The sequence below is a fragment of the Streptomyces sp. NBC_01257 genome, assembly GCF_035917255.1.
Lineage (GTDB): Bacteria > Actinomycetota > Actinomycetes > Streptomycetales > Streptomycetaceae > Streptomyces.
Genome location: NZ_CP108472.1, coordinates 737,235 through 763,265, shown reverse-complemented (window position 1 = coordinate 763,265; position 26,031 = coordinate 737,235). Strand labels below are relative to the sequence as shown.

Genomic DNA, 26,031 nt, shown 5'->3' with positions numbered 1-26,031 from the left:
TCGTGCGCACTGCCGTGCGGAGCGGGTGATTCGACGAGTCAATTCATACCTTTTGATCCTAATATGGGCGAGTTGGTCATTCCGGGTTCGGGAGGTATGCGCGATGTCCACGCTCACGGTGTGGAAATTCCAGTCGGCCGAAGGCGCGGAGGACGTGGAAACGACGCTGAAGTCCCTGCAGAAGGAGGGGCTGATCAAGATCCTGGACGCCGCAGTCGTGAGCTGGCCCGCCGACCGCGCCAAGCCGCGGACCAAGCAGCTGCTCAACCTGGTCGGCGCGGGCGCCCTCAGCGGCACCTTCTGGGGCATGCTCTTCGGGCTGATCTTCCTGATGCCGCTGCTGGGCGCCGCCATCGGCGCGGCCGCCGGGGCACTCGGCGGCAAGCTGGCCGACGTCGGCATCGACGACGACTTCATCGCCGAGGTCAAGGAGAAGGTCACCCCCGGCACTTCGGCCCTCTTCCTGCTCACCATGAACGAGGTGCCCGACCGGATCGGCGACGCGTTCCCCGGGGGCGGGGCCGAACTGCTCCACAGCAATCTGGACACGCGGAGCGAGGAACGGCTCCGCGAGATCTTCGGCGACGACGCGGCATGACCACCGGGGAGCGGTCCCGGCGTCCGGGACCTCCTCACCAGCCCCACCCGCATCCGTACTTCCGCACATCCGTACTTCCGACTTCCGAGCAGACGGAGCGTCCGTGAACCAGACCAGCCCCGTGCGGCGCGCGCTGCGCGGCCGCGCAGCCCGCAGCCTGACCCCCGCCGTGCTCGCAGCGGTGATCGTGGCCGGCACCGCCGCCTGCGACAGCTCCGACACCTCCTCGCAGGGCACGGCCAGAAGCACCCGTACGGTCTCGGCGGAGCCGGTCGCCTCGCCCGAGGCCACCAGGAGCCCGCGCACCCAGGACGACTTCGCGGCCTCCGTCTCCGCCGATGTGGAGCGCAACCGGCAGAAGGCCGTGACGACGCTCAAGGGCGTCGACGGGAAGGGCAACGCCGTCGAGGACGTCTCCGTCAACGGTCTCCCGGTCGCGGCGTCGGAGCAGTTCCGCAGCGCCCTGGTGCGCGTCACCAACCGCTCCGGCAAGGCGGCCTTCTACGCCGTGCGGGTGGAGTTCGTGGACGCCTCGGGGAAGGTGCTCGACTCCGTGGTGCTCGGCTTCGCCGACGCCCCGCCCAACCGGACGGTCAGCGAGCACGCCAACAGCCGCAAGGCCGCCGGCGTCAAGTCGTTCCCCCGCATCGCCCAGGCCGAGCGCGGCTGACGGCCGGGAGCGCGGTGAGTGCCGCCACCGGTGCCGTCACGGACGCACTGCGGGAACTGCACGCCGAGTTCGCCGGTGTCGACGACGGCGAAGTCGCCGACTACATCCCGCAACTGGCCCTCGCCGACCCGGGCGCCTTCGGGCTGGCCCTGATCAGCATGGACGGTCACCGCTACAGCACCGGCGACGCCGAGGTGCCGTTCACCGTCCAGTCCGTGTCCAAACCGTTCGTCTACGCCCTGGCCCTGTCCGTCCTCGGCCTCGACGAGGTGTCCCGCTGGGTGAACGCCGAGCCGAGCGGCGAGGCGTTCAACGCGATCAGCCTGGAGCGCGGCACCGGCCGCCCGGACAACGCCATGGTCAACGCGGGCGCCATCGTCACCACCGCCCTCATCCCCGACACTCCGGCCGCGCCCAGGTTCGGCCGCATCCTCGACTGCCTGAGCCGGTTCGCCGGCCGGCGGCTCGACGTGGACGAGGAGGTGTACGCCTCCGAGGCGCTCACCGGGGACCGCAACCGCGCCCTCGCCTACCTCATCCGCAGCACCGGCCCCCTGCCCGTGGACCCGGTCGCGGCGGTGGAGACGTACTTCCGTCAGTGCTCGGTACGGGTCACCGCCCTGGATCTCGCCGCGATGGCGGCGACCCTGGCCCACGGCGGCGTCAATCCGCTCAGCGGGGACCGGGTGGTCCCCGAACCCGTCGCCGCCCAGGTGCTCGCCGTCATGGCGACGTGCGGCATGTACGACTCCTCGGGCGACTGGCTGCTGAGGGTGGGGCTGCCGGCCAAGAGCGGGGTGTCCGGAGGGCTGATCGCCGCGGGTCCCGCCCGCTTCGGCATGGGGACGTACAGCCCGCTGCTCGACGCGGGCGGGTCCTCCGTGCGGGGGCACCTGGCGATCGGGCGGCTCTCGGAGCGGCTCGGCCTGCACCTCATGCACAACCCGGCGCTGGCGGGCTCCACCGTCACCCTCGTCACCACCGCCGACGACCTGCCGTCCGCGCCGGAGGCGGAGCGGGACCGGGCCCGGCACGAACAGGTGGCGGTCGTCGCCGCCCAGGGCGCGCTGGACTTCACGGCGGCGGAGCGGGTGCTGTACGCCATGGACGAGGCGGGACCGGAGGGGACCGGCGCCGTGGTGCTCGACCTGCTGCGGGTGACCGACATCGACACCGTGGCGCGGGCGATGCTGCGCAGCGGGCTGGCCCGGCTCACCGCCGACGGCCGGCGCACCGCGGTCGCCGACCCGGACGGCCGGCTGCGGGAGCCTGGGGACGGCGCCGCCGCCCCCCGGTGCTTCGCCACCCGCGAGGAGGCCGTGGCCCGGTGTGTGGCGGACGCCGCCGGCTGAGCCGGCCGGACCGTCCGGTTCGCGCTCCCCGCACAGCGGGCCGTCGCCGTGTCGGGGAGTCGCGTCAGGACGGGCGGTTCACCAGATGGACTCGACCCACTCGGGGTGGTCGATGAACGGGTTCCGGTTGTGCTGGTACTGGTCGAATATCACGTCGTTGCGGCGCTTTTCGAAGGTGTCCGGCGGGTCCTGCTCGCTCCAGGTCTTCAGCGCGGAGAGGCGGCCGATGTTCGGCGCGGAGCCGTTGGACACGCTGTCGTTGGGTTCGAGGTCGGCGAAGGAGTCGTCGCCCTCGTAGCGCACCGCCATGTAGAGGATCATGCGCGCGACGTCGCCCTTGACGGCGTCGCGCGGTTCGAAGGAGTCGCTGTCGGTGAAGTTGCCGGGCGCGTCGGCGAGCTCGGTGCCGCCGTTGTCGAAGTCCTTGTTGCCGCGCGTGGAGTTGACCGAGACGTCCTCCGGGCGCAGGTGGTGGATGTCGGTGCCGGGGCCCGTGGCGGTGCCGAAGTCGCCGTGCGACTTGGCCCAGACGTGCTCCCGGTTCCACTGGCCGACGCCGCCGCCGTTGGCGCTCTTCGGCTCGGAGAGTCCGGTGTACAGAAGGATCACGTTGGAGGAGTTGGCCGGGTCCTCGTCGGTGTCCTTCAGCGCGTCCCAGACCTGGCTGTAGGAGAGCTTGGTCTGGTCGCTGATGATCGTGTGCAGGGCGCCCTTGAGCGCGGTGCCGGTCTTGCCGAGCGCGTCCTGGTAGTACGTGTCGTCCAGTGCGCCGAGCGGGGTGACGGAAGCCGCCGGGGGCTGCGGTGTCGCGGCCGGCGCGGCGGCCGCGGTGCCGGCGAGCACCACGAAGGCGGCGAGCGTGGCCAGCAGTGGGCGCCGGCAGGAAAGGTGACGACGGGACATGTGGGGTGTCCTCTCCGGAAATACGGGCACCGCGGCGCCGTCACAGGGTGGGGGGCGGCTCCGCGGTGGTCGTGTCGCTTGGTGGTCAGCGGGAGCCTTCCACACGCACCGTGACCGAGGTGTGAACGCTGCGTACCTATCATGTGCAGGTCAAGTGAGAGTCGGTCCCGGGCCGTCGCGGGCCTCCCCGCCGGCATCGGATGCGCCCCCGTCGGCACGGGGCGAGAATTGCCGCAAGGACGAGGAGGCGGCATGAGTGACGAGCCCGAATCCGTATCCGTACGGGGCGTGACCCCGGACGCCCTTCTGCACACCGGCGCCAGCGACAATCCGTCCGCGGAGGACGTGGTGCTCGCCTCCGGGCGGGACCTGACACCCCGGAATCTCGAGTGGGCGGAGCGCCGGATCGCCCGGGAGGGCCGGGCGGCCATCGACAAGCAGCTGCCGTAGGCACCCCGCGGCCGCGGCACCCGCCGTGACCACCGGCGCATGCCGGGGCACGGTGGTGCGCGGCCGCGACCGGGCGGTGCGGCGGCAGTGCGTGTGCGGGGGTCGGCCGTCGCTCGGTTAGCCTGAACGGAATATGAACCGTTTGACGACGTCAGGGGCCGGTTACGACCTCGCCCGCTTCCCCGAGGACCCGCGCGACCCGTTCCGAGCCTGGGACGCGGCCGACGAATACCTGCTCCGGCACCTGGAGGGGACCGACGGGGCCGAACCGGTCGCCCTCTCCGGCGCCCTCGTCGTGGTCGGCGACCGGTGGGGCGCCCTGAGCACGGCGCTGGCCGCGCACCGCCCCGTGCAGATCACCGACTCCTACCTCGCGCAGCGGGCGACGGCGGCGAACCTGGAGCGCAACGGGGCCGACGCAGGTGCCGTACGCCTGCTCTCCGCGCGCGACACCCCGCCGGACCGCATCGACGTGCTGCTCGTCCGCGTACCCAAGAGCCTCGCGCTCCTGGAGGACCAGCTGCACCGGCTCGCCCCCGCGGTCCACGCCGGCACGGTCGTCGTCGGCACCGGCATGGTGAAGGAGATCCACACCTCCACCCTCAAGCTGTTCGAGCGGATCATCGGCCCCACCCGCACCTCGCTCGCGGTCAAGAAGGCCCGGCTCATCCACTGCACGCCGGACCCCTCCCTGGCCCGCACCCCCAGCCCCTGGCCGCACCGCTACGAGCTGCCCGACGACGTGGGGGCCGTCGCGGGACGCACCGTCATCAACCACGCCGGGATCTTCTGCGCGGAGCGGCTCGACATCGGCACCCGCTTCTTCCTCAAGCACCTGCCCGTGCGCAGCGGCCCGGACCGGGTCGTCGACCTCGGCTGCGGGAACGGGGTGCTCGGCCTGGCCGCCGCGCTCGCCAACCCCGAGGCCGGGCTCACCTTCATCGACGAGTCGTACCAGGCCCTCGCCTCGGCGGAGGCGACCTTCCGGGCCAACGCCGACGCGGACACCGAGGCCCGCTTCGTCGTCGCCGACGGACTGACCGGCGCCGAGCCCGCCGGAGCCGACCTCGTCCTGTGCAACCCGCCGTTCCACTCGCACCAGGCCACCACGGACGCGACCGCCCGGAACATGTTCCACGGGGCGCGCACCGCGCTGCGCCAGGGCGGCGAACTCTGGGTCGTGGGCAACCGGCACCTCGGCTACCACACCCAGCTGCGCCGGACCTTCGGCAACTGCACCACGGTGGCGGGCGACCCCAAGTTCGTCGTGCTGCGCGCCGTCAAACGCTGACAGCCGGACCGCCGCGGAAGGGGCACGGGCCCGCGGGCCCGTGCCCCTTCCGGATTCTTGCAACACGTTCTACTGTGTGCGCCGCCGCACACGGGCGACGCGAAGCGAGACTCCTGGAGGGGCCGTGCACCTCGAATACACGCCTGAACAGCAGCAGTTGCGGACCGAACTGCATACGTACTTCGCCGCCCTGGTTCCCGACAACGCCTATGCGCGCTACGCCGACCCGGCCGCCCAGAAGCGTTTCTACCGGGAGACGATCCGGCGCCTGGGCACCGACGGCTGGCTCGGCGTCGGCTGGCCCACTGAGTACGGCGGACGCGGCTTGTCGCCGATGGAGCAGTTCATCTTCTTCGACGAGGCGGCCCAGGCGGGCGTCCCGCTGCCGCTGATGGCCCTCAACACCGTCGGACCGACGATCATGCAGTTCGGCACCGACGAGCAGAAGGCCTACTTCCTGCCGAAGGTCCTCGCCGGTGAGATCGACTTCGCGATCGGCTACAGCGAACCCGACGCCGGCACCGACCTCGCCGCGCTCAAGACCCGCGCGGTGCGTGAGGGCGACACCTACGTCGTCAACGGGCAGAAGATCTGGACGACCAACGGCGACACCGCCGACTGGGTCTGGCTCGCCGCCCGCACCGATCCGGACGCCCCGCCCCACAAGGGCATCACCATGCTCCTCGTCCCGACGTCCGACCCCGGCTACTCCTGCACCCTGATCAACACCCTCGCCTCGCACGACACCACCGCCAGCTACTACGAGAACATCCGCGTCCCCGTCTCCCGCCGGGTCGGCGAGGAGAACAAGGGCTGGCGGCTCATCACCAACCAGCTCAACCACGAACGCGTCACCCTCGCCGCCCACGGCACCATGGCCATCCGCGCCCTGCACAACGTCCGGCGCTGGGCCGCCGAGACCCGCCTCGCCGACGGACGCCGCGTCATCGACCTCGGCTGGGTCCGCGCCCGCCTGGCCCGCACCCACACCCGGCTCGACGCGATGAAGCTCCTGAACTGGCAGATGGTGTCCGCCGTCCAGAACCACACCCTCACCCCGCAGGACGCCTCCGCCGTCAAGGTGTACGGCTCCGAGGCGCGCCGCGACGCCTACGCCTGGCTCATGGAGGTCGTCGGCTCGGCCGGACCGCTCAAGGAGGGCTCCGCGGGCGCCGTCCTGCACGGCGAACTCGAACGCGGCTACCGGTCCGCCGTCATCTTCACCTTCGGCGGCGGCAACAACGAGATCCAGCGCGAGATCATCTCGTGGATCGGCCTCGGGATGCCGCGCGTACGCCGCTGAGTCCTCGCGGAAAATCCTGTCCGCGGATAACTGATATCCGGGCCGCCCTCGGCAGTCTCCCAGCCATCGGGCATCATCAGCGGTCTACAGGACAGGGAACTTCTTCATGAGCCATCAGCACACGGTGGACCCGGTGGCACTGGTGACCGCCGCCCGCGAGGGGGACGCGGCGGCCAGGGACGCGCTGGCCGGCGCCTACCTCCCGCTCGTCTACAACATCGTGGGCCGGGCACTGAACGGTTCGGCGGACGTGGACGACGTGGTGCAGGACACCATGCTCCGGGCGCTGCACGGGCTCGGCGGTCTGCGGGCCCCGGAGAGCTTCCGCTCCTGGCTGGTGGCGATCGCGATGAACCAGGTCCGGGCCCACTGGCAGAGCCGCAACGGCGCGCCAGGCCCGTTGGAGGAGGCCGGGCAGGTCGCCGATCCGAGGGCCGACTTCGTCGATCTCACGATGATGCGTCTGCAACTGTCCGGGCAGCGTCAGGAGACGGCGCGTGCGACGCGGTGGCTGGAGCCGGAGGACCGGGGCCTGCTGTCGCTGTGGTGGCTGGAGTGCGCGGGGGAGCTGACCCGGACCGAGGTCGCCGAGGCGCTGGAACTCACGCCGCAGTACGCGGCGGTCCGGGTGCAGCGGATGAAGGCGCAGCTGGAAACGGCCCGCATCGTCGTGCGGGCGCTCGACGCGCAGCCGCCGTGCGAGGACCTGCGCGGGGTCCTCGCCGCCTGGGACGGCCGGCCGTCGGCCCTGTGGCGCAAGCGCATAGCCCGGCACGCCCGTGACTGCTACCGGTGTGCCGGACTCCGCAGCGGCCTGATGCCCGCCGAGGGCCTGCTGGCGGGGCTGGCGCTGGTCGCGGTGCCCGTGGCCCTGCTCGCGCTGTGGCCCGCGCAGGACGGGACGGCACCCGTCGCCGCCTCGTACCCGCTCGGCGCGCCGACGGGCGAGGGAGCGATACCCGCCGGACCCGGCCGGCACCGCTCTCCGGGCGGGCGGCACGGGGGCGGACGCGGCACCTCCCGCGCCGAGGCCCGAGCCCGCAGGCGGACCGTCCGGCGCCGGGCGGTGGGCGGCGCGGTACTGGCGGCCTGCGTGGCCGGCGGGGGCCTCTGGTACGTGTCACTGGGCCCCGGTACGGGAAGTGACGACGAAGCGGCGTCGCGCACGTCGGCCGAGCCCATCACCGACCTCACCGCACCCGAGACCCCGGCCACCACCTCACCGTCCCCCTCGCCGTCCGTGTCCGCGTCGCCTTCGCCGTCCGCGAAGAAGAGCGCCTCGGCGACCCCGAGCCGCAAGCCGAAGAAGAGCGCCCCTCCGGCACCGAAGCAGACGACCGCACCGCGGGTGCCGAGCAGCCCCGCCGCACAGCCGCCCCCCATGAGCACCGCGGCCCAGGTCGTCGCCCTGGTCAACAAGGAGCGGGGCGCCGCCGGGTGCGGGCCGCTCACGGAGGACTCACAGCTCACGGACGCGGCGCAGCGCCACTCGGACGACATGGCGGCCCGGGACTTCTTCGAGCACACCAACCCCGACGGCGCCGACCCCGGACAGCGCGTCACCGACGCCGGGTACCGCTGGTCCACGTACGGCGAGAACATAGCGCGAGGCCAGCAGACACCCGCTTCGGTGATGGAGTCCTGGATGAACAGCCCCGGCCACCGCGCCAACATACTCAACTGCGACTTCAAGGACATCGGCATCGGTATCCACCAGGGTCCCGGCGGACCGTGGTGGACGCAGGACTTCGGCGCGAAGCTCTGAACCGTGCGAAGGCCGGCGGTGCGGTTGACGCGTCGCCCCCGCTTCCTCCCGCCGGACAGGAGCCGGCCGGTCCCGCGGAATCGCGGGTGCCTTCACAGCACTGCCGCAGATGATTCACGAGCGCCCCGAGGAGTGGACGGCGACCGCCCGGTGAATCGCCGGGTGACCGGCAGACAGTTGCCGGGGCGGTGACGGACAGCGGATCCTGGCGGGAGCGCCGGTGCGGGGCCGCGATCCGGGACGGCGCGCCCGTTCACGACGCGTGCGCCGGTGCGCGCCGGGCGGGAGCAACGGGAGGTACGAGCACATGACGGAACCCGACCCCGGGCTCTTCGGGCCCTCGTCGGTCACCTGGCAGCTGCACGGCGACCCGATGATGTGGGTGGCCGGAGTCCGCGCCCTGTACCTCCAGGCGCTGCATCCGCGCGCCGTGCGCGGAGTGATGCAGAACTCCGACTTCCGCAAGGACGCCTGGGGCCGGCTGATGCGCACGGCGGGCTTCGTCGGGACGATCACCTACGGCACCGCCGACGCCGCCGAGAAGGCGGGGGCGCGGGTCCGCAAGATCCACCGGCTCCTGAAGGCCACCGACCCGCCGAGCGGCGAGACCTACGGAGTCGACGAACCCGAACTGCTCCTGTGGGTGCACTGCGCGGAGGTCGACTCCTACCTCCAGGTCGAGCGGCGCTCCGGCTACCCGCTCACCGACGCGCAGGCCGACCGGTACGTCGACGAGCACCGCACCGGCGCCCGCCTCGTCGGCCTCGATCCGGCGGACGTCCCCGCGAGCACCGCGCAGCTCGCCGCCTACTTCGCCCGGATACGGCCCCGGCTCGCCTCCTCGCCGGAGGCGTCGGACGTCGACGACTTCCTGCGCCGGCCACCGGTGCACCCGCTGCTCGTACCGGCGCGGGCCGTGCTCTGGCGGCGTGTCGCGAGCCTCGCCTACCAGTCGCTGCCGCCGTTCGCCCATGAGCTGTACGGCAGACCCGTCCCGCCGGCGGCCACCGTCGACCGCCGTCTGCGCACCACCGGCACGGCCCTGCGCGCCATCCCGTCGCGGCTGCGCTGGCAGCTCCCGCCCGGTCACATTGTGAACGCCATGGCACGACTCGGACCCGGCAGCCGCCCCACCCCGTACAAACTGAAAAGGCAGGCAGCCATACTGGACGGGCCGGGGAGGGCGCAGCGACAGTAGGCGGAGTGACGGGGGCGACAGCAGGCATGGCGGAAACCAGGCTGATCCAGAGCCGGTACCGACTGCTCGATCTGATCGGGCGCGGCGGCATGGGCGAGGTGTGGCGCGCCCGCGACGAATCGCTCGGCCGGCAGGTCGCCGTCAAATGCCTCAAGCCCATGGGCCCGCAGCACGACCGGGACTTCACCCGCATCCTGCGCGAACGCTTCCGGCGGGAGGCCCGGGTCGCCGCCGCCCTCCAGCACCGGGGCGTCACCGTCGTCCATGACTTCGGCGAGCACGAGGGCGTGCTCTACCTGGTGATGGAACTCCTCGACGGCCGCAACCTCAGCCAGCTCCTGGAGGACAACAAGCAGGTCCCGCTGCCCGTCGACGACGTCGTGGACATCGCCGAACAGGTCGCCGACGCCCTCGGATACACCCACCAGCAGGGCATCGTCCACCGTGACCTCAAGCCGGCGAACATCATGCGGCTGGCCGACGGCACCGTGAAGATCTGCGACTTCGGCATCGCGCGGCTCGGCCACGACATCTCCGTCACCTCCCGGCTCACCGGCGCGGGCATCGCCATGGGCACCCCGCACTACATGTCGCCGGAGCAGATCAGCGGCGGCCAGGTCGACCACCGCAGCGACCTCTACTCGCTGGGCTGCGTGCTGTACGAGATCGCCACCGGGGCACCGCCGTTCGACCTCGACGACGCCTGGGGGGTGCTCGTCGGCCACCGGGACACCCCGCCCGAACCCCTGCGCACGCACCGCGCCGAACTGCCCGGGTTCTTCGACCGCGTCGTCCTGGAACTGCTCGCCAAGACGCCCGACCAGCGGCCGGTCGACGCCGGTGACCTGCGCCGCCGGATCGCCGTCGGCCGCACCGGCGAACAGCCGCACCTGGAGCCCACCGGCCGGGTCCTCCTCGCGCCGCCGGCCCCGGTCGCGCTGCCCGGCGGGCCGGCCGTCCCCGCACCGCGGCTGCCGGACTGGACCCGCGGCATGACCACCGGGCACAAGGCGACCGGGGCCGCGCACCTCCCGCCGGACGGGTTCGACCACTCGGCGGGCCTGACCGGTGAGTGGACCACCGGCACCGAGCGGCGTGTTCCGGCCGGCGGTCCCGCCGGCGCCGAGCGGCCCACCCCGGCACCCGACCTCCTCTCGACCCTCGCCAGCCGCCACAGCGCCGGCCTCAACCTGGGCCGGCTCGGCCACTGGGAGGAGGCGGGGGAGGTGCACCGCGCGGTCGCCGCCGAACGCGAGAGCGTACTGGGCCCCGACCACCCCGAGACGCTCTCCAGCCGCTACGAGGTCGGGTTCACGCTCAGCCGGACCGGGCGCGCGGCGGACGCGCTGCGGGAGTTCGGCCGCGTCGCCCAGGGCCGCGAACGCACGCTCGGCCCCGACCACCCGGAGACCCTCGCGGCCCGTCAGGAGATGGCGTACGTACTGGGCCAGCTCGGCCGCCACTTCGAGGCCCACCAGTTGTACGCCGCCGTTCTCGCCTCCCGGGAACGCTCGACGGGGCCCGACCACCCCGACACCCTGCGCTGCCGCCACAACCTGGCGTTCAACCTCAGCAGGCTCGGGCGGCTGGAGGAGTCGTACGCGATGGCGCGCGACGTGGCGGAGGCGCGCGCCCGGCTGCTCGGCGCCACCCACCCCGACACCCTCGTCACCCGCTACGAGGTCGGCTACACCCTGGGCCGGCTCGGCCGCTGGACGGAGGCCCTGCAGACCTACCGGGAGGTGGTCCTGGCCCGGTCGCAGGCGCTGGGCGCCGACCACCCCGACACCCTCGCCGCCCGCTACGAGACCGGCATCAGCCTCGGCCGGCTGGGCCGCAGCGCCGAGGCGCTGGAGCTCTACCGCGCACTCGTCGCGGACCGGGCCCGGGTCAGCGGCCCGGACGACCCCGAGACCCTGCGCGCCCGCCACGGCCTGGGCGTCAACCTGGGCCGGCTGGCCCGCTGGGAGGAGGCGCTCACCGAATCCCGTGACGTGTGCGAGATCCGCGCCCGCGTCCTGGGCGCCGACCACCCCGACACCCTGGTCAGCCGCCGTGAGGTCGCCGTCGGCCTCGGCTGGCTCGGACGCTGGGCCGACGCCCTCAAGGTGTACCGGCAGGTCGCCGAGGCCCGCACCCGCATACTGGGGGCCGAGCACCCCGACACGCTCGCCGGCCGCAACGACGAGGCGCACTGCCTCGAACAGCTCGGCCGCGGCCCGGAGGCCGTCGAGCTCTACCGGCAGGTGGCGGCGCTGCGGCAGCGGCGGGGCATCGCGCCGCGATGAGACGGCCCGGCACACGGGCGCGCCCCGGGGGAGCCCTGGTCCGCGCCGCGTGTCCGTGTTACCAAGGGGCATGCCCGTACGAGACAGCTATGACGCAGTGATCGTCGGCGGTGGCCACAACGGCCTGGTCGCCGCCGCCTATCTGGCCCGCGCAGGACAGTCCGTCCTGGTCCTGGAGCGGCTCGCCACCACCGGGGGAGCGGCCGTCTCGACCCGCCCGTTCGCCGGGGTCGACGCCCGGCTGTCGCGCTACTCCTATCTGGTGTCCCTGCTCCCGCCGAAGATCGTCCGCGAGCTCGGCCTGGACTTCGCCGTACGCAAGCGGACCGTCTCCTCGTACACCCCGGCCGTCCGCGACGGGCGCGCCACCGGACTGCTCGTCAGCGGCGACGGCACCCGGGACTCCTTCGCCGCGCTCACCGGATCGGACCGGGAGTACGAGGCGTGGCAGCGGTTCTACGGACTCACCGGGCAGGTCGCCGAGCGGGTCTTCCCCACACTCACCGAGCCGCTGCCCACCCGCGAGGCGCTGCGGGAGCGGATCGGTGACGCGGAGGCCTGGCGGATGCTGTTCGAGGAGCCCATCGGCGTCGCCGTCGAGGAGAACTTCGCCGACGACCTCGTCCGCGGCGTCGTGCTCACGGACGCGCTGATCGGCACCTTCGCCGACGCGCACGATCCCTCACTGCTCCAGAACCGCTGCTTCCTCTACCACGTGATCGGCGGCGGCACCGGTGACTGGGACGTCCCGGTCGGCGGCATGGGCGCGCTCACCGACGCCCTCGCCGCCGCCGCGCTCACGGCCGGTGCGCAGATCCGTACCGGACACGAGGCCGTCCGTATCGACACGGACGGAACGCACGCCGAGGTGACGGTGCGGACCGACGGCGGCGAGTCGACCGTCGGCGCACGCCGGGTCCTGGTCAACGCCTCTCCCGAGGCCCTCGCCGCCCTGCTCGGCGACGCGCCGCCCGTACCCGCCGAGGGCGCGCAGCTGAAGGTGAACATGCTGCTCACCCGGCTGCCCCGGCTCAAGGACCGGTCCGTGGACCCGCGCGAGGCGTTCGCCGGGACCTTCCACATCGCCGAGGGCTACGGGCAGCTGGCCGACGCCTACCGGGACGCGGCCGCGGGCCGGCTGCCCACCGCGCCGCCCTCCGAGATCTACTGCCACTCCCTGACGGACCCCTCGATTCTCGGCGCGGATCTCGCGGCCCGCGGCTACCAGACGCTGACGCTGTTCGGCCTGCACACTCCGGCGCGCCTGTTCGCCGCGGACAACGACGTCACCCGTGCCGCACTGCTGAAGGCCACGTTCGCCGAGCTCGACGCCCACCTGGACGAGCCGCTTGCGGACTGCCTGGCGCTCGACGCGGACGGAGCGCCCTGCATCGAGGCGAAGACACCGCTGGACCTGGAGCGGGACCTGCGGCTGCCCGGCGGCCACATCTTCCACCGGGACCTCTCCTTCCCGTACGCCGCACCGGAGACCGGCCGCTGGGGCGTGGAGACCGCGCAGGCCAACGTGCTGCTGTGCGGGGCCGGGGCGGTGCGCGGCGGAGGGGTCAGCGGGGTCCCCGGCCACAACGCCGCGATGGCGGCGCTGGGCCGGTGACCGGCATCCGCTACTGACCGAACGCGCCGCGCAGGGCTTCGATCTTGCGCGGCAGGTCGTACTCCGCGCCGCCCTCGTGCCCGTTGTACGTGAACACCTCGATCTGCGCCGGACCGGCGTAGCGGTGGTAGGCGGCGAACACCGTGGACGACGGGCAGACCTTGTCCATCAGCCCCACCGAGAACCACGCCGGAGCGGTCGCGCGCGCCGCGAAGTTGACGCCGTCGAAGTACGACAGGGTCTCCATCGCCTCGTCGATCCGGAAGCGGTGCCCGGACAGCCAGCGGGCGATCTCCGCGTACGGACCTGCGTCCGTGATCTGCGAGGCGCGCCGGTAGTGGCAGAGGAACGGGACATCGGCGACGGCCGCCACGACGTCGTCCCGCAGCCCCGCCACGGCGAGGGCGAGCCCGCCGCCCTGGCTGCCGCCGAGGACCGCTACCCGGGAGGCGTCCACCGCGTCATGGGCCTTCGCCGCGTCGACGGCCCGCACCGCGTCGGTGATCAGCCGGCGGTAGTAGTGCCGGTACGGGTCCTCGATGCCCCGGGTGAGGAAGCCGGGGGAGGAGGAGCCGTTCCCGTCCGGGCCGATGTCCACGGTGTCGGCGGTGTTCTTGCCGCCGCCGCCCTGGCCGCGGTTGTCCATCACCAGGTGGGCGTAGCCCAGGGCGCTCCAGGTGAGCCAGGAGTAGGGGATGCCGCGCCCGCCGTTGTACCCGATGTACTGCACGACGGCCGGCAGCGGGCCCGAGCGTTCCCGGGGGAGCATCAGCCACGCCTTGACCGGCTGGCCGCCCCAGCCGCGGAACGTCACGTCGAACACGTCGACGGTGGCGAATCCGGCGTCGTACGGGACGAACTCGGCGTCCAGGGCGTGGCGGGCGCTCTCGGTGAGCGTCTTCTCCCAGAAGGCGTCGAAGTCGGCCGGTTCCTCCGGCTCCGGCCGGTAGTCGCGCAGCCGGTCCAGGGGCATGTCGAACAGCAAGGGTCTAGCTCCTCTTCAGGGTGAGGTTGAGGGTTGCACCGTGACGTTCAGCAGTGTCGGCGGTGATCCGGACGCCCGTGCCGGCGGGGGCCACGGTGATGCCGGGGTCGGCCGAGACGACGCTCAGACCGCGCAGGGCGAGCTCCAGCACGACCGAGGACCGCAGCTGGGTCGGGTCGGACAGCGAGACGGTGACCGTCTTGCCCTCCGGCCGGACCAGGACCGATGCCGGTCCGTCCGCGGTGAGTTCCTGCGCGGTCCCGGCGGTCCAGAAGTTCGCGGCGAGCAGCCCGTCCGCGCAGCGGCGTACCGCGTGCACGGCGGTGGAGTCCGCGATCAGCTTCACCGGGGGCGCGGCCGACCACTGCGCGGTCCGCTCGGCGGAGGCCATCGGGGCCTGCAGCCAGAAGTATCCGGCCAGGTCCGGTGCGGTGCCGTGGTCCTGCCACAGCGTCAGGTACGGGCGGGTGACGGAGGTGTCCGTGCCGTACTTGAGGTTGATCTCGCGCCAGGTCGCGGTCCGGTTCTCGCGCAGACCGTTCAGGGTGACGGGCTCGGGGAAGACGTAGCCGCCGGTCCCGGCGACGTGCAGCCAGCGCACCTCGTCCAGCCGCGCCGACCAGCCGGTGTCGGCCGGCGCCGCCTGCCCGTTGACGGTGAGTGCCGCCGCCGGGTCACGCAGCTTCCGGTTCTCCACCACCGTCTCGGCCGTGCCCGCGTCCGCGCTGATCCCGGAGCCGACGCACGCGATGACGTCGTCCAGACAGAACCAGCTCTTGAGGCCCTGCAGCGAGCTGCCGAACGCCCGCAGCTCCATGCCGTACGCGCCGAGCGTCGTCCCCGGCAGCGCGGTCCCGCCCGCCCAGTCGGCGGTGCTGGTGGTGCGCTGTCCCGTCGCGTCGGCGGGCCGGCCGGCGATGACGGTGGTGCCGGGCAGCCGCGCCGGGTCGACGGTGGGCCAGTAGTCCTCGCTGTAGTGGCCGAGGTCGTCGGTGTAGAGGAGCACCATGCCGTCGGAGAGGTGCCAGGCGTGCAGGTTCTCGTTCTGGATCGACTCGTAGTTGTAGATCCGGGAGGAGTACGCGGAGACGCCGAGGGCGAACGAGGGACGGTGGTGGGCCGCCTTGTCCATCCGCGGGTGCTGCTTGTGGGCGACCAGCGGACCGCGGGCCGGCACGGACGACGCGATCACGTTGCGGGCCGCGACGAGCGAGGCGAGGTCCGTGACGGCGAGGAAGTCGCGGTAGGTGTCCTCGGCGATCCACTGCTTGACCAGGGCTGTGAACCGGTCGGCGGTCTCCCCGGGGAAGCTCGGGATCAGCCGCACCACGGCCTCGATGACGGTCTGCGCCGAGACGTGACCCTGCTTGCTCGGGCGGGCGATCTCGCGCCCGCAGACCGACGCCATCACGTCGCCGCGCGCGAGCAGCGGGTCGAAACCCTCGTCGACCCAGAGCCGGACGTTGTCGAGGTCCGGGTCGGTGACCGTCCACGACGTGCCCGCCAGGAGGTTCAGCAGGCGGGAGAGGTTGTTCAGCAGTTCCTTGCCGTAGCCGCCGTTGTACGGGTGCTTGTAGTGCTGGAGGAACGAGCCGTCGGAGTAGAAGCCCTCGCCCGTGCCCTCGGCCGCCGCGCTCGCGTCGTTGAAGGCGAGGACGCTGTTGGCGCCCGAACCCTCGACGTCCGAAAGAGCGTCACGCACCCGGACGAGGTCGTCGCCGCTGTCGCGCAGCACCGCGTTCACGGCGACGACGGTGGAGATCCACACCCGGTTGGCACCGGTCGCGATCTGCCGGTCGGCCCGCCAGAGGTTGGGGTCGGGTGTGTAGCCGCGGACGGCGTCGTTGATCCGGCCGAGCCGTTCCGTACCGAGTGCGTCGTACAGCAGCACGGCCGCGTCGTTGAGCGCGAGCGCGGAGCCGATCTCCCAGTCCCAGTCGTTGTCGAACCGGGTGTGCCCGGGCCCGTAGCGGTTCGTCAGCATCCAGTCGATGCCCGCCAGCAGCAGGTCCCGCAGTGCGGTGTCGCCGTACTGGACGGTGCCGGGGACGGCCCACGCGGTGGCGACGGTCGCCAGGCGCTTGAACGAGGTCGTGACGTGGTTGGAGAGCGTGGTGCTCGTCAGGTCGGGGAAGAGCCCGTCGGTACGGGACGGGTCCAGGCCCTTCGCGGACGTCGTCGCGGCCTTGCCGATCCTGGCCACGGCCGCGGCGATCCGGGAGTCCGTGAGGTCGAGGCCGGGGCCGCCGGTGAGCAGGGTGTGCCACCGGGCCCGCAGGGAGGCGGCGTCGTCGACCGGGTCCGCGGCGTGCGCCGTGCCCGCCGCGAGGGTGAGCGGCAGGGCGGCGGCCGCGCCGAGCGCCGCCGCACCGGCGAGCACGGTGCGGCGGGTGGTGCCCCTGGTGGTGCCTGGGTTCATGGTGCGGCCCTCACAGAAGGTGTCGGCGGTCGACGGCCGCGGCGAGCGCCGCATGGCCGGATGGGTTGGGGTGGAGGCCGTCACCGCTGTCGTACGCGGGCAGCATCCGCTCGGGGTGGTCCGGATCGCGCAGGGCGGCGTCGAAGTCGGCGACGGCGTCGAAGACCCGGCCGGTCCGCACGGCAGCGTTGATCCGCTGGCGCACCGTCTCCAGCTCGGGCGTCCAGCGGGTCCAGCCGCCGAACGGGGCGATGGTCGCGCCGACCGCGCGCAGGCCCGCGTCCCGGGTCCGCAGCACCAGCTGCCGGTAGCCGGCCAGGACGAGCGCCGGGTCGGTCTGGGCGGGCGGCTGCTGGAGGTCGTTGACCCCGAGGTGGATCAGGACGGTACGGAGCCCGGGCAGGGAGAGCACGTCGCGGTCGAGACGGGCCTGTCCGCCGGGACCGAACCGGGCGTCGTCGAGCAGCACCCGGTTGCCGCTGATCCCGAGATCGGCGACCGCCGCGCCCGGCAGCCGCCTGGCCAGCTGGTCGGGCCAGCGCAGATCGGAGTCGTCGGGCGTGCCGACGCCCTCCGCGATGGAGTCGCCCAGCACCGCGACGACCGGCCCGTGCGCGCCCGTCACCTCGACGCCCGTCAGCAGGTACACCGAGGTGGTGCGTTCCCCGTCCACGTCGTGCGAGGCATGGGTGTTGCGGTGGAAGGACAACGGTCCGGTGGGGCCCGGCAGTTCGGTGCGGACCGTCAGCAGGGAGCCGTCCGCGGCCCGCAGGCCCGCGACCGCGTCACTGGTCAGCGAGGCGCCCGCGGCGATCCAGGCCTGCCGCTGCCCGCCGAACGTCACGGGCCTGCCGCCCGCGGTCACCGGCCCGACCAGGACCGGCACCGTGCCGAACGCGTGCCCGTAGCGCAGCCGGACCTGGCCGCCGGCCGACAGGCGTACGTGCGCGGTGAACGTGCCCTGCGTCAGCCCGGCGCTCGCCACCGCGTCGGTGGGCGTCGGCGCGGTCTGCGCGGTCGCCCACGAGGTCGTCCAGCGCGAGCGGCGCGCACCGGCGCCCGGTCCTTCGGCGGCCTGCGCGCCCGGCGCCGTCGCCACGACCGCGGCCAGCCCGGCCGCCGCCGTCAGTACCCCGCGTCTCGCGGGTCCCCGGCCGCTCACTGCGGGCACGCACCGGTCGGGGCGTACTCGCTGCCGTAGGTACCCACGGCGTCGCCACCGGTGTTGCCGCTCATCGTGTTGGTGCAGACGGGGCCCTGCGGGGTGCGCATGAACTTGATGCCGCCGCCGGCGTTCCCGGTGATCGTGTTGCCGTAGACGCTGGTGCCGGTGCCGTCGGCCGCGGTGTCGCCGCCGAGCCGGATGCCCGCGCCGGTGTTGTCGTGGATGGTGTTGTACCGGAAGATGTTGCCGCTGCCGCGCGCGTCCAGGCCGCCGGAGCTGGAGTCCTTCTGCTGGCTGCAGTCGTTGTACTCGACGTAGTTGTTCGTCGAGTTCTCCTTCACGTCGACGCACTCGTTGCCGCGGGTGGCGATCGTGTTGTGGTGGATGCGGTTGTTCCTGCTGATGTCGGGAGCCGCGTCCGGGGCGCCGTTCGCACCCTGCTGTTCGGGTGCGGTGCCGAGGTAGATGCCCTCGCCGTTCTTCCCGCCGCCGCCGAACTTGAAGTCGGCGACACCGCAGTCGGTGATGGTGTTGTCGGAGATGTCCGCGCCGGTCACCAGATAGCGCACCCGCAGACACTCGTCGGCGGCGTTCTTCAGCGTCATCCCGGTGATGCGCAGACCGCCCACACCGTTACCTGGGGTCGTGCTCATGACATAAATGAGCTTGAGGCGGTACCCCGCCACATCGGTGGACGACCCGTGCAGCCCGTCGACGGTGAAGCCGCTCAGCGTCGTGGAGTCGTGCTGCACCTGGATGATCCGGGCGTCGCCCGCCCCCTTCACCACGGCGTTCGCCGGGCCGGTGATCGTGACGCCGGCGCGCTTGGTCACGACGTCCTGCTGGTACGTGCCCGAGGCGAGGTTCACCACCGCTCCCGTCGGCGCCAGGTCGACGGCCTTCTGGATCGTGGCGAGCGGGGAGCCCGCCGACGTACCGGAGTTGCTGTCGCTTCCCGAGGGCGACACGTAGTAGGCGGTGGCGGCGGCAGCGGCCACCGACGGCGGGGGGAAGACGAGCGGCGCGCCGACGGCGAGCGCGGCGACGAGAGTGGTGCGCAGTGCGTGGCTCATGGGGTGTGCCTCCTGGGATCAGCGAAGGACAGAGCGAGCAGTACGGGAATGCTGGGGCCGAGAAGCAGTGGCCCCAGCGGTACGACGAGGGAGAGGAGCACGGCGGAGACCACCGCGCCGAGCAGGGCGGTGCCCCGGGCGGCCGAACCGAAGCCGAGCGCGAGCGCGCCCCGGGTCCAGGTACGGACGGTGCCGCCCGGCTCCCGTCCGGCCTCGGCCGCGAACGCCACATGGTGGATGACCAGGGCGGCCGCGATGCCCACCTGGGCCGCCAGCAGTACGAAGGTCCACGGCTCCGAACGGCCCAGCAGATGGACGATGTTGGCGGCCAGCACGCCCCCGGCCGCCGTGGAGACGAGCGAGTGCCGCCACAGGGCCCGCCAGTACTGCGGGAAGGCCCTGAACGTGTGGACGACGCACCGGCTGTCCCCCTCGGCCCGCCACCGCTGGAGCCCGTGCGCCATCGCGGCGAGCGCGGGCAGCCAGGTCACCACCCCCAGCGACAGCACGGCGCACGCGGCCCCGGCGGCGGCCGGGTAGGCCACGAACTCCAGCCGGCGCAGCAGCGTCGGCCAGCCGGACGAGAGAGATGCCTGCATGATCAGCCGACCTTTCCTGTGTACGGTTCCGCCACGTCGAGCAGCACGGCGCCGTCCCGCTCCAGCCGGGTCGCCGCCACCACGTACGGGGCGTCGTCCCCGCCGAGCAGCACGGCCGCGGCGTCGGCGAGGAGCCCGGCGGTGCGGATCCGCCGGGTGACGGGGGAGAGCAGCACGGTCTCGTCACCGAAGGACACGCCCTGGCCCTCCGTGCACGGGACCCGGGTGGCGTCCGTCTCCGTGCCCGGGGTGATCGTGCTGAGGAACATCCCCTCGGCCGACCGGGGCGTGGTGGAGCGCAGGGTGTGCAGGGTGCGGGTGAGGCGCAGCTCCGGCGTGCTCGACGTCGGATTGGCCTCGACCTCGGTGACCTCGACGGCGACGCGGCCGTCGACGGGGGCGAACTGCCGCAGCCGGGCCGCGGCCGAACCGGAGCGGATCAGCCGGCTGCCGTCCTCCTGCGCTTCGGTGGGCCGGTCGGTCTGGAGCAGGAACGTCCACTCCCGTGCCGAATCCGCCTCGGCGAGGTCCAGCAGCACCAGACGTCCCGACGGGGTGAACACCAGCGTCCGGTCGAGGCGCCGCACCCCGAGCGCGGGGTCGTACATCGCCGCGATCCCGGCCGTGGAGTGCGCCCATCCGCAGTCGGCGGCAACGAGCACATCGCGCTGCCCGGCCTGCCGCTCGAAGGGGATGTCCCGGTACACGTGGTACCGGTCCTCGTCCGCGTACCCCTGCCCGTCCACCAGCAGCAGATTGTGGTGCGCGGCCTTCTTGCGGTTGCTGTAGCCCTCGTCCACGGCGAGGAACGCGCCCTGCGAGACGAACACGAACGAGCCCGAGTCGGGGTGGTGGTGACCCTGGTTGAGCGTCTCCCAGCCCTTCTCCACCCGGTGCTTCTCCGCGGTCTCCCACGCCCGGTGACCGCCCCCGGGGCTGGCCTTGAACGACACCAGCGTGGCGTCGTCGTCCCAGCCCGTGCGCGCGGCCAGCAGCCCGAGGTCCGGGAAGAACGCGCGGGTCTCGGTGGGCCGGGCGGCCGGCACCGACGGGTCGTACCAGAGGTATTCGAGGTAGGCCTCCGGCAGGATGCCGGGCCGCACGCCGCTCTCGGCCGCCTCCTGCCACAGCAGTTCGCCCGATGCCAGATCGCCCATCCACTGGGCCTCGGGGATCGCGTACTGCGCGGCCAGCCGGTAGTAGAGCCCGGCGCTGTGGCCGCTGCGCCGGTCGTGGCAGTCGCCGTGGTCGACGTTGAACGCGAACCCGGGCGCCGTCTGGTGCAGCCGGTAGCGGAACGTCCGGGACATGAACCCGCCCCGGTCCCACCAGTCGATGCCCTCCGCCTCCTTCAGGAGGTCCAGATGGATGGCGAGGAACGGCACGCCGTAGCGCCAGTACACGACGCCCTCGGCGTGCGAACCGTCCTCGGGCATCAGGTCCAGGACGGTCCCGAGGTTGTCCTTGGCGCGCTCGGTCCACTCCTCCTTGCCCAGCACGTACCCGGCCGTCGCCAGACCCGCGTAGCAGATCCAGTTGTGGTTCTGCCAGTACGACGACGACCACCAGCTGCCCTCGCTCGCCACCGCGAACTCGTACATCCGCCGCCCCTGGAGCAGCAGCTTGTACCGCAGCAGCGCCCGCACCCCGTCCGGCAGGTCGTCGCCGAGCCACTTGTACGTGAGGGCGAGATGGTGCAGCAGCCAGCCGGCGTCCAGGTCGTGGTCCGGCATATGGGCCTTGCCCCAGTGCGGCAGCCGCACCGCGGCCTCGATCCACCGCACGCTCTCCGCGAGGTGTGCCCGGTCGCCGGAGATCCGGTAGGCGAGCGCCGGATTGGAGGCGGCGGGCCCGAGCCAGGTGATGCTGGCCAGGGGGTGTGTACGGGGCGGGGTCAGCCCGCGGTGGCGGGCGGCCTCCTCGAACAGCCGCAGCTCCTGTGCGGGGCGCGGCCCGGGGGGCGGGGTCGCCGAGAGCAACAAGGGTCAGTCCTCCGTCAGGAACCGCGCGGTGCTGCCGTCCGCCAGGCAGACCGTCAGTCCGTCGTCGTCCAGATGTACGTCGGTCACCGCGGGCCCGGCCGACGCGGCCTGGTAGACCGAGGCGAACGTGACCCGGCCGGTGTCGGCCGTGAAGTCGACCCGGGTCCGCATCCGCTGCGGGTCGTCGGCGGGGCCGGGACCCGGCGCGGTCACCGGGCGCACCGGCACGTCGGCGCGGTGCGTGTGCCAGCCGTGCAGCGTCTCGTCGCCGTACCAGGTGGTGCGCACCGGGCCCGCGGCCTGCACCTGCACGTCCAGCGCGGTGCCGGGGCGCAACTGCGCGGTGATGCGCCGGGACTCGTCGGCCGTCACGGTCAGCAGGTCGACCAGATAGCCCTCGCCCGCGGCGATCCGCCGCACCCCGCGCACACCCTCGTACGCCGTCGTCACCTCCGCGGTGACCGAGCGGTCGTCCGAACCGAGCAGCGCGCCCGTGCACTCCGCCTGTTCGAGACCGTCCACCCGGAACGCCGGATGGGCCTCGGTCGACGCGTACAGATCGCGGAACTCGGCGTGGGCGTAGGGCACCTGGCCGGGGTCGGGCTGCCACGGCGTGGTGTCGCCGTAGAGATAAAGAGACAGCTTGTCCCGGTGGCCGTGCGAACCGCCGTGCGGGCCGAAGTCCAGCAGCGCGTGGACACCCGCGACGCGCAGCACCGCGTAGCCCGCCGTGGTGAACAGCGTGAGCGCACCCGGCGCCGGACGTTCCGCCAGCGGCGGGCCGGTGAACCAGCCGCCCAGCTCCCGGTCCAGCCCGTCGTCGCCCGCACCCAGCTCGGCCCGGGCCCGCCCGGCCACCGCGTCCAGCGCGGCCGACGGAACCAGCTGCTGGGCCAGCGCGACGAGCTCCAGCCACTCCAGGGCCAGCGGTGCGCGCAGGTACGGGCCGTCGTGCAGCGCGGGCAGAATGCCGCCCCGCGTCGCGATCGAGGCCAGCACGTCCGTCATCCCGGCCAGCACACCCGTCACATCGGCCGGCAGGGCCGCCGGGTCGGTGCCCCGCAGCGCCAGCAGCGCCGCACGCAGGACGAACCCGTGGTAGTAGGTGCTGCCCTCCCACTCCCAGCCGTCCCCGGCGACCGCGACCCGCAGATGCGCGTAGAGACCGCTGTCGCCCTCCAGCCACTCCTTGGCGCCGTCCCACTCCTGCCCGCGCACCGCCGCGGCGGCACGCCCTGCGGCGGCGCCCGCGGCATTGAGCCACGCGGTGTAGTTGGAGGCGAGCTGCCCCTTGCCGATCAGCACGGCGCGGGCGTCGAGTGCGGCCCGCTCCAAGGAGTCCAGCAGCGGGAGCACCCCGGACAGGTCCTCCGTGCCACCCTCGGCGAGGGTCAGGACGGTGTGCCCGATGTTCACCGCCCAGATCGCGTCGGTCAGCGCCTGGTGGAAGAGCCGGCCGCGCAGCATCCAGCCCTGCGCCTCGCCGTGCTGCGCGGTGGCCAGCTCCTCGTACAGAGCGGTGTACTCCACCAGCCGCGCCACCGCCTCGGCACGCTCGCCCCGGTGGGCGAGCACCCGCAGGTGCCGCGCCCAGGCCTGGTGCGACAGCACCAGCCAGGCACCGCGCACCGCCTCGTTGTCGACCCGGCAGCCGTACGCACAGCGCGCACCGCCCTCCGGGAACTCCCCGGCGAGCACGTCACCGTGGTCGAGCTCCACCCCGTGCGCGGGGCAGACGTACGCGTGCCACCAGCCGCCGCGCTCCCGCGCGATCCGCCTCAACGCGGCCATACGCCACCGTCGATGTCCACCGTGGTGGCGGTCAGGAAGCCGGACGCGGGCGAGGCCAGGTGGACGACCGCCGAGGCGACGTCCTCCGGTGTGCCGGCCCGGCCCACCGGGATGCCCGCCTCCATCGCCTCCTGCGCCGCGGGCGCGGTGAACGTGTCGTGGAAGGCGGTGCCCTTGATGAAGCCGGGGGCGACGGTGTTGACCGTGATGCCGCTGCCGCCGAGCTCCTTGGCCAGGCCCTTGGTGAATCCCCTGATGCCGGCCTTGGCGGCCGCGTAGGCGACCGATCCGGGGCCGCCGCCGTTGTGCGCGGCCAGCGACGACATCGTGATGACGCGCCCGGCGGACGACTCCTTCAGGTGCGGCAGCGCCGCCCGAACCGTACGGAACGTCGAGGTCAGATTGGTGTCGATGACCCGGTCGAAGTGGTCGTCGGACATCTCGGCGATCGTCGCCCGGCCGATCAGATGACCGGCGTTGCAGACCAGGACGTCCAGCCCGCCGAGGAATCCGGTGGCGTCCTCGACCAGGCGGTCCACCTCGGCCGTCACCGTCGCGTCGGCCTGGAACGCCTTGGCCTTGCGGCCGAGCGCCTCGATCGCGGAGACCGTCTTCGCGGCCTCGTCGGCGGAGGAGTGGTAGTGGACGGCGACATCGGCGCCGGCCTCGGCCAGGGCGACGGCGATGGCGCGGCCGATGCCGTGGCCCGCACCGGTCACCAGCGCGCGGGAACCTTGGAGATCAGCAGACATGGGGGGTAACCCTTTCGATAACCGGCCGTTGAGGACCGGGACCGGTCACTTGAGACCGGCGGTTGCGAAGCCCTGCACGAAGTAGCGCTGGCCGATGAGGAAGAGCACGACCATGGGCAGGGTGGCGAGCGTGGTGCCGGCCATCAGGAAGTGCCACTGGGGGCCGTTCTCCGTCTTGAAGACGGAGAGCCCCACCTGGATGACCCGCAGACTGTCCGTCCGGGTCACCAGCAGCGGCCACAGGAAGTTGTTCCAGGAGGACTCGAAGGTCAGCAGCGCCACCGTGATGAGGGCGGGCTTGACCTGCGGCGTCATGATGCGGGCGTAGATCCGGAACTCGCCCAGACCGTCCAGCCTGGCCGCCTCCTCCAGCTCCACCGGAAGGTCCAGGTAGAACTGGCGGAAGAGGAAGACCGCGAACGGGGTGACCGCACCGGGCACGATGAGCGCCCACCAGGTGTCGAGCCAGCCGCTGCCGCCCTGGCCGAAGAGGTCGTTCCCGCCGGCCAGCGGCATGAAGCGGACGATCAGGAACTCGGGCAGCACCTTGGTGTAGGTGGGGATCATCAGGGCCGCGATGAACAGGTAGAAGATGACCTCGCTGCCGCGGAACCTGATCCGGGCCAGCGCGTACCCCGCCATCGAGGCGATCACCAGGTTGAGCACGGTGTGGCTGGTCGCGATGATGAAGCTGTTACGGGCGTACGTGGCGAAGGGCGCGGCCTTCAGCGCCTCCGCGTAGTTGCCGAATTCCCAGTGCTCCGGGAGCAGTCCGGCGTCCTGCGACGCGATCTCCACCGGTGTCTTGAGCGAGGTCAGCACCATCCAGATGAACGGCACCACCATCAGCAGGGAGATCACGGACAGCGTCACATAGAGCGCGATCCGGCCTGCGGACACCGGCTTCCGGTTCGCCCTGGGGCGGGGCGGCCGTGCGACCCCGGGCTTGTGCAGCTCAGTTGTGGCCACGGGTGCCTCCCATGATCCGCCGGTTGACCAGGGTGAAGCCCATCAGCAGGACGAACAGCACCAGTGACTGGGCGCAGGCGTAGCCGACGCGGAACTCCCGGAAGGCGGACTTGTAGATCTCGTACGTCATCATCGTGGTGCTGTTGGCCGGCCCGCCCTCGGTGAGGATGTAGACCTGGTCGAACGACTGGAACGCGCTGATCATCGACGTGATGAGCACGAAGAACGTCGCGGGCTTCAGCAGCGGCAGCGTGATCGAGAAGAACTGCCGCGCCTTGGACGCGCCGTCGACCGACGCCGCTTCGTACAGTTCCTTCGGCAGGGACTGGAGCGCGGCCAAGTAGATGAGCATCTTCATGCCGATGCCCTGCCAGACGCCGACCAGGATCACCGAGGGCAGCGCCCAGGTGGTCGAGGAGAGCCAGGCCGGACCGCTGACGCCGACGAACGAGAGCAGCGTGTTGAGCAGCCCGTTGCCCGGGTTGTAGATCCACAGCCAGACCAGGGCGATCGCCACGGTGGCGGTGACCTGCGGCAGGAAGATCGCGGTACGGAAGATGCCGCGGGCCTTCAGACCCGTGTGCAGGGCGAGCGCCAGCAGCAGCCCCAGCATCATGCCGAACGGCACGGTGAAGAAGGTGTAGATGACGGTGTTGACGATGGACTTGCGGAACACCGCGTCGTCCATCATCTCCTTGAAGTTGTCCAGCCCCACGAACTGCGGCGGCGTCAGCACGTCGTACTTCGTGAAGGCCAGGACGACCGAGGCGACGACCGGCAGGCCGATCCAGAGGGCGGCGTGCAGCAGGGCGGGTGCCACCATCAGCATGCCGGCCCGCTGCCTGCGGCGCCCGGGACCCGTG

The 26,031-nt window shown here is 72.5% G+C and carries 21 protein-coding genes; 10 read left to right on the top strand and 11 right to left on the bottom strand.

Going from position 1 to position 26,031, the window contains the following annotated elements:
• Positions 1-103: 103 nt before the first annotated feature.
• The 3 genes from OG408_RS03395 to glsA all read left to right on the top strand — a co-directional run bounded on the left by OG408_RS03395 (position 104) and on the right by glsA (position 2,620).
• Positions 104-598, top strand: a complete 495-nt coding sequence (locus OG408_RS03395) for a DUF1269 domain-containing protein (protein WP_266787028.1) — start codon at positions 104-106, stop codon at positions 596-598.
• 103 nt (positions 599-701) lie between these two features.
• Complete coding sequence (locus tag OG408_RS03390; RefSeq protein WP_266787031.1) at positions 702-1,268, top strand: hypothetical protein; 567 nt, start codon at positions 702-704, stop codon at positions 1,266-1,268.
• A gap of 14 nt (positions 1,269-1,282) precedes the next feature.
• Positions 1,283-2,620 (top strand): glutaminase A, encoded by a 1,338-nt coding sequence (glsA, locus tag OG408_RS03385; RefSeq protein ID WP_326668088.1) that lies wholly within the window; start codon positions 1,283-1,285, stop codon positions 2,618-2,620.
• A gap of 78 nt (positions 2,621-2,698) precedes the next feature.
• Here glsA and OG408_RS03380 read toward each other — a convergent pair whose 3' ends face one another.
• Entirely contained in the window at positions 2,699-3,523 is an 825-nt protein-coding gene (locus tag OG408_RS03380) for an endonuclease I family protein (RefSeq protein WP_266787035.1), read from the bottom strand.
• 252 nt (positions 3,524-3,775) lie between these two features.
• On the opposite strand from OG408_RS03380, the gene OG408_RS03375 reads away from it, so the two are divergent.
• The 7 genes from OG408_RS03375 to OG408_RS03345 all read left to right on the top strand — a co-directional run bounded on the left by OG408_RS03375 (position 3,776) and on the right by OG408_RS03345 (position 13,433).
• Positions 3,776-3,973, top strand: a complete 198-nt coding sequence (locus OG408_RS03375) for a hypothetical protein (protein WP_266787037.1) — start codon at positions 3,776-3,778, stop codon at positions 3,971-3,973.
• A gap of 133 nt (positions 3,974-4,106) precedes the next feature.
• Complete coding sequence (locus OG408_RS03370) at positions 4,107-5,264, top strand: methyltransferase (RefSeq protein WP_266787039.1); 1,158 nt, start codon at positions 4,107-4,109, stop codon at positions 5,262-5,264.
• 124 nt (positions 5,265-5,388) lie between these two features.
• The gene (locus tag OG408_RS03365; protein ID WP_266787041.1) at positions 5,389-6,567 is read left to right on the top strand and encodes an acyl-CoA dehydrogenase family protein; all 1,179 of its coding nucleotides are present in this window, start codon (positions 5,389-5,391) and stop codon (positions 6,565-6,567) included.
• Between the two features lie 106 nt (positions 6,568-6,673).
• Entirely contained in the window at positions 6,674-8,332 is a 1,659-nt protein-coding gene (locus OG408_RS03360; RefSeq protein ID WP_285564116.1) for a sigma-70 family RNA polymerase sigma factor, read from the top strand.
• A gap of 307 nt (positions 8,333-8,639) precedes the next feature.
• Complete coding sequence (locus OG408_RS03355; RefSeq protein WP_326668080.1) at positions 8,640-9,530, top strand: oxygenase MpaB family protein; 891 nt, start codon at positions 8,640-8,642, stop codon at positions 9,528-9,530.
• Between the two features lie 26 nt (positions 9,531-9,556).
• On the top strand, positions 9,557-11,818 hold the full coding sequence (locus tag OG408_RS03350) for a serine/threonine-protein kinase (RefSeq protein ID WP_326668079.1): 2,262 nt from the start codon (positions 9,557-9,559) through the stop codon (positions 11,816-11,818).
• Between the two features lie 70 nt (positions 11,819-11,888).
• Entirely contained in the window at positions 11,889-13,433 is a 1,545-nt protein-coding gene (locus OG408_RS03345; protein ID WP_326668077.1) for a phytoene desaturase family protein, read from the top strand.
• Positions 13,434-13,443: 10 nt separating this feature from the next.
• Here the strand turns inward: OG408_RS03345 and OG408_RS03340 are convergent, their stop codons facing one another.
• The 10 genes from OG408_RS03340 to OG408_RS03295 are packed head-to-tail and all read right to left on the bottom strand — an operon-like array spanning position 13,444 to position 25,997.
• Entirely contained in the window at positions 13,444-14,418 is a 975-nt protein-coding gene (locus OG408_RS03340) for an acetylxylan esterase (RefSeq protein ID WP_285564112.1), read from the bottom strand.
• Between the two features lie 4 nt (positions 14,419-14,422).
• A complete protein-coding gene (locus tag OG408_RS03335) occupies positions 14,423-16,837 on the bottom strand; it encodes a polysaccharide lyase 8 family protein (protein WP_326668073.1) in 2,415 nt (804 codons plus the stop codon).
• A 10-nt stretch (positions 16,838-16,847) separates the two neighbouring features.
• Positions 16,848-17,999 (bottom strand): SGNH/GDSL hydrolase family protein, encoded by a 1,152-nt coding sequence (locus OG408_RS03330; RefSeq protein ID WP_326668071.1) that lies wholly within the window; start codon positions 17,997-17,999, stop codon positions 16,848-16,850.
• Positions 17,996-19,075: a right-handed parallel beta-helix repeat-containing protein gene (locus OG408_RS03325; protein ID WP_266787055.1), complete on the bottom strand. Its 1,080-nt coding sequence runs from the start codon at positions 19,073-19,075 to the stop codon at positions 17,996-17,998. Before OG408_RS03325 ends, OG408_RS03330 begins: the two co-directional genes overlap by 4 nt.
• Positions 19,072-19,674 (bottom strand): hypothetical protein, encoded by a 603-nt coding sequence (locus OG408_RS03320; RefSeq protein WP_266787057.1) that lies wholly within the window; start codon positions 19,672-19,674, stop codon positions 19,072-19,074. The genes OG408_RS03325 and OG408_RS03320 overlap by 4 nt, the downstream gene beginning before the upstream one ends.
• Positions 19,675-19,676: 2 nt before the next feature.
• Positions 19,677-21,656, bottom strand: a complete 1,980-nt coding sequence (locus OG408_RS03315) for a hypothetical protein (RefSeq protein WP_326668069.1) — start codon at positions 21,654-21,656, stop codon at positions 19,677-19,679.
• A 3-nt stretch (positions 21,657-21,659) separates the two neighbouring features.
• Complete coding sequence (locus OG408_RS03310) at positions 21,660-23,447, bottom strand: heparinase II/III domain-containing protein (RefSeq protein WP_285564108.1); 1,788 nt, start codon at positions 23,445-23,447, stop codon at positions 21,660-21,662.
• Positions 23,435-24,199: an SDR family NAD(P)-dependent oxidoreductase gene (locus OG408_RS03305; protein ID WP_285564107.1), complete on the bottom strand. Its 765-nt coding sequence runs from the start codon at positions 24,197-24,199 to the stop codon at positions 23,435-23,437. The genes OG408_RS03310 and OG408_RS03305 overlap by 13 nt, the downstream gene beginning before the upstream one ends.
• A gap of 45 nt (positions 24,200-24,244) precedes the next feature.
• On the bottom strand, positions 24,245-25,168 hold the full coding sequence (locus OG408_RS03300; protein WP_326668065.1) for a carbohydrate ABC transporter permease: 924 nt from the start codon (positions 25,166-25,168) through the stop codon (positions 24,245-24,247).
• A complete protein-coding gene (locus OG408_RS03295; RefSeq protein ID WP_266787067.1) occupies positions 25,155-25,997 on the bottom strand; it encodes a carbohydrate ABC transporter permease in 843 nt (280 codons plus the stop codon). The genes OG408_RS03300 and OG408_RS03295 overlap by 14 nt, the downstream gene beginning before the upstream one ends.
• Between the last annotated feature and the right edge of the window lie 34 nt (positions 25,998-26,031).

Excerpts from the sequence above, each read along its gene's own strand:
- OG408_RS03395 (WP_266787028.1), top strand. The coding sequence starts at position 104 with ATGTCCACGCTCACGGTGTGGAAATTCCAGTCGGCCGAAGGCGCGGAG.
- OG408_RS03380 (WP_266787035.1), bottom strand. The coding sequence starts at position 3,523 with ATGTCCCGTCGTCACCTTTCCTGCCGGCGCCCACTGCTGGCCACGCTC.
- OG408_RS03375 (WP_266787037.1), top strand. The coding sequence starts at position 3,776 with ATGAGTGACGAGCCCGAATCCGTATCCGTACGGGGCGTGACCCCGGAC.
- OG408_RS03370 (WP_266787039.1), top strand. The coding sequence starts at position 4,107 with ATGAACCGTTTGACGACGTCAGGGGCCGGTTACGACCTCGCCCGCTTC.
- OG408_RS03360 (WP_285564116.1), top strand. The coding sequence starts at position 6,674 with ATGAGCCATCAGCACACGGTGGACCCGGTGGCACTGGTGACCGCCGCC.
- OG408_RS03355 (WP_326668080.1), top strand. The coding sequence starts at position 8,640 with ATGACGGAACCCGACCCCGGGCTCTTCGGGCCCTCGTCGGTCACCTGG.
- OG408_RS03350 (WP_326668079.1), top strand. The coding sequence starts at position 9,557 with ATGGCGGAAACCAGGCTGATCCAGAGCCGGTACCGACTGCTCGATCTG.
- OG408_RS03345 (WP_326668077.1), top strand. The coding sequence starts at position 11,889 with ATGCCCGTACGAGACAGCTATGACGCAGTGATCGTCGGCGGTGGCCAC.
- OG408_RS03335 (WP_326668073.1), bottom strand. The coding sequence starts at position 16,837 with ATGAACCCAGGCACCACCAGGGGCACCACCCGCCGCACCGTGCTCGCC.
- OG408_RS03325 (WP_266787055.1), bottom strand. The coding sequence starts at position 19,075 with ATGAGCCACGCACTGCGCACCACTCTCGTCGCCGCGCTCGCCGTCGGC.
- OG408_RS03320 (WP_266787057.1), bottom strand. The coding sequence starts at position 19,674 with ATGCAGGCATCTCTCTCGTCCGGCTGGCCGACGCTGCTGCGCCGGCTG.
- OG408_RS03310 (WP_285564108.1), bottom strand. The coding sequence starts at position 23,447 with ATGGCCGCGTTGAGGCGGATCGCGCGGGAGCGCGGCGGCTGGTGGCAC.
- OG408_RS03305 (WP_285564107.1), bottom strand. The coding sequence starts at position 24,199 with ATGTCTGCTGATCTCCAAGGTTCCCGCGCGCTGGTGACCGGTGCGGGC.
- OG408_RS03295 (WP_266787067.1), bottom strand. The coding sequence starts at position 25,997 with ATGCTGATGGTGGCACCCGCCCTGCTGCACGCCGCCCTCTGGATCGGC.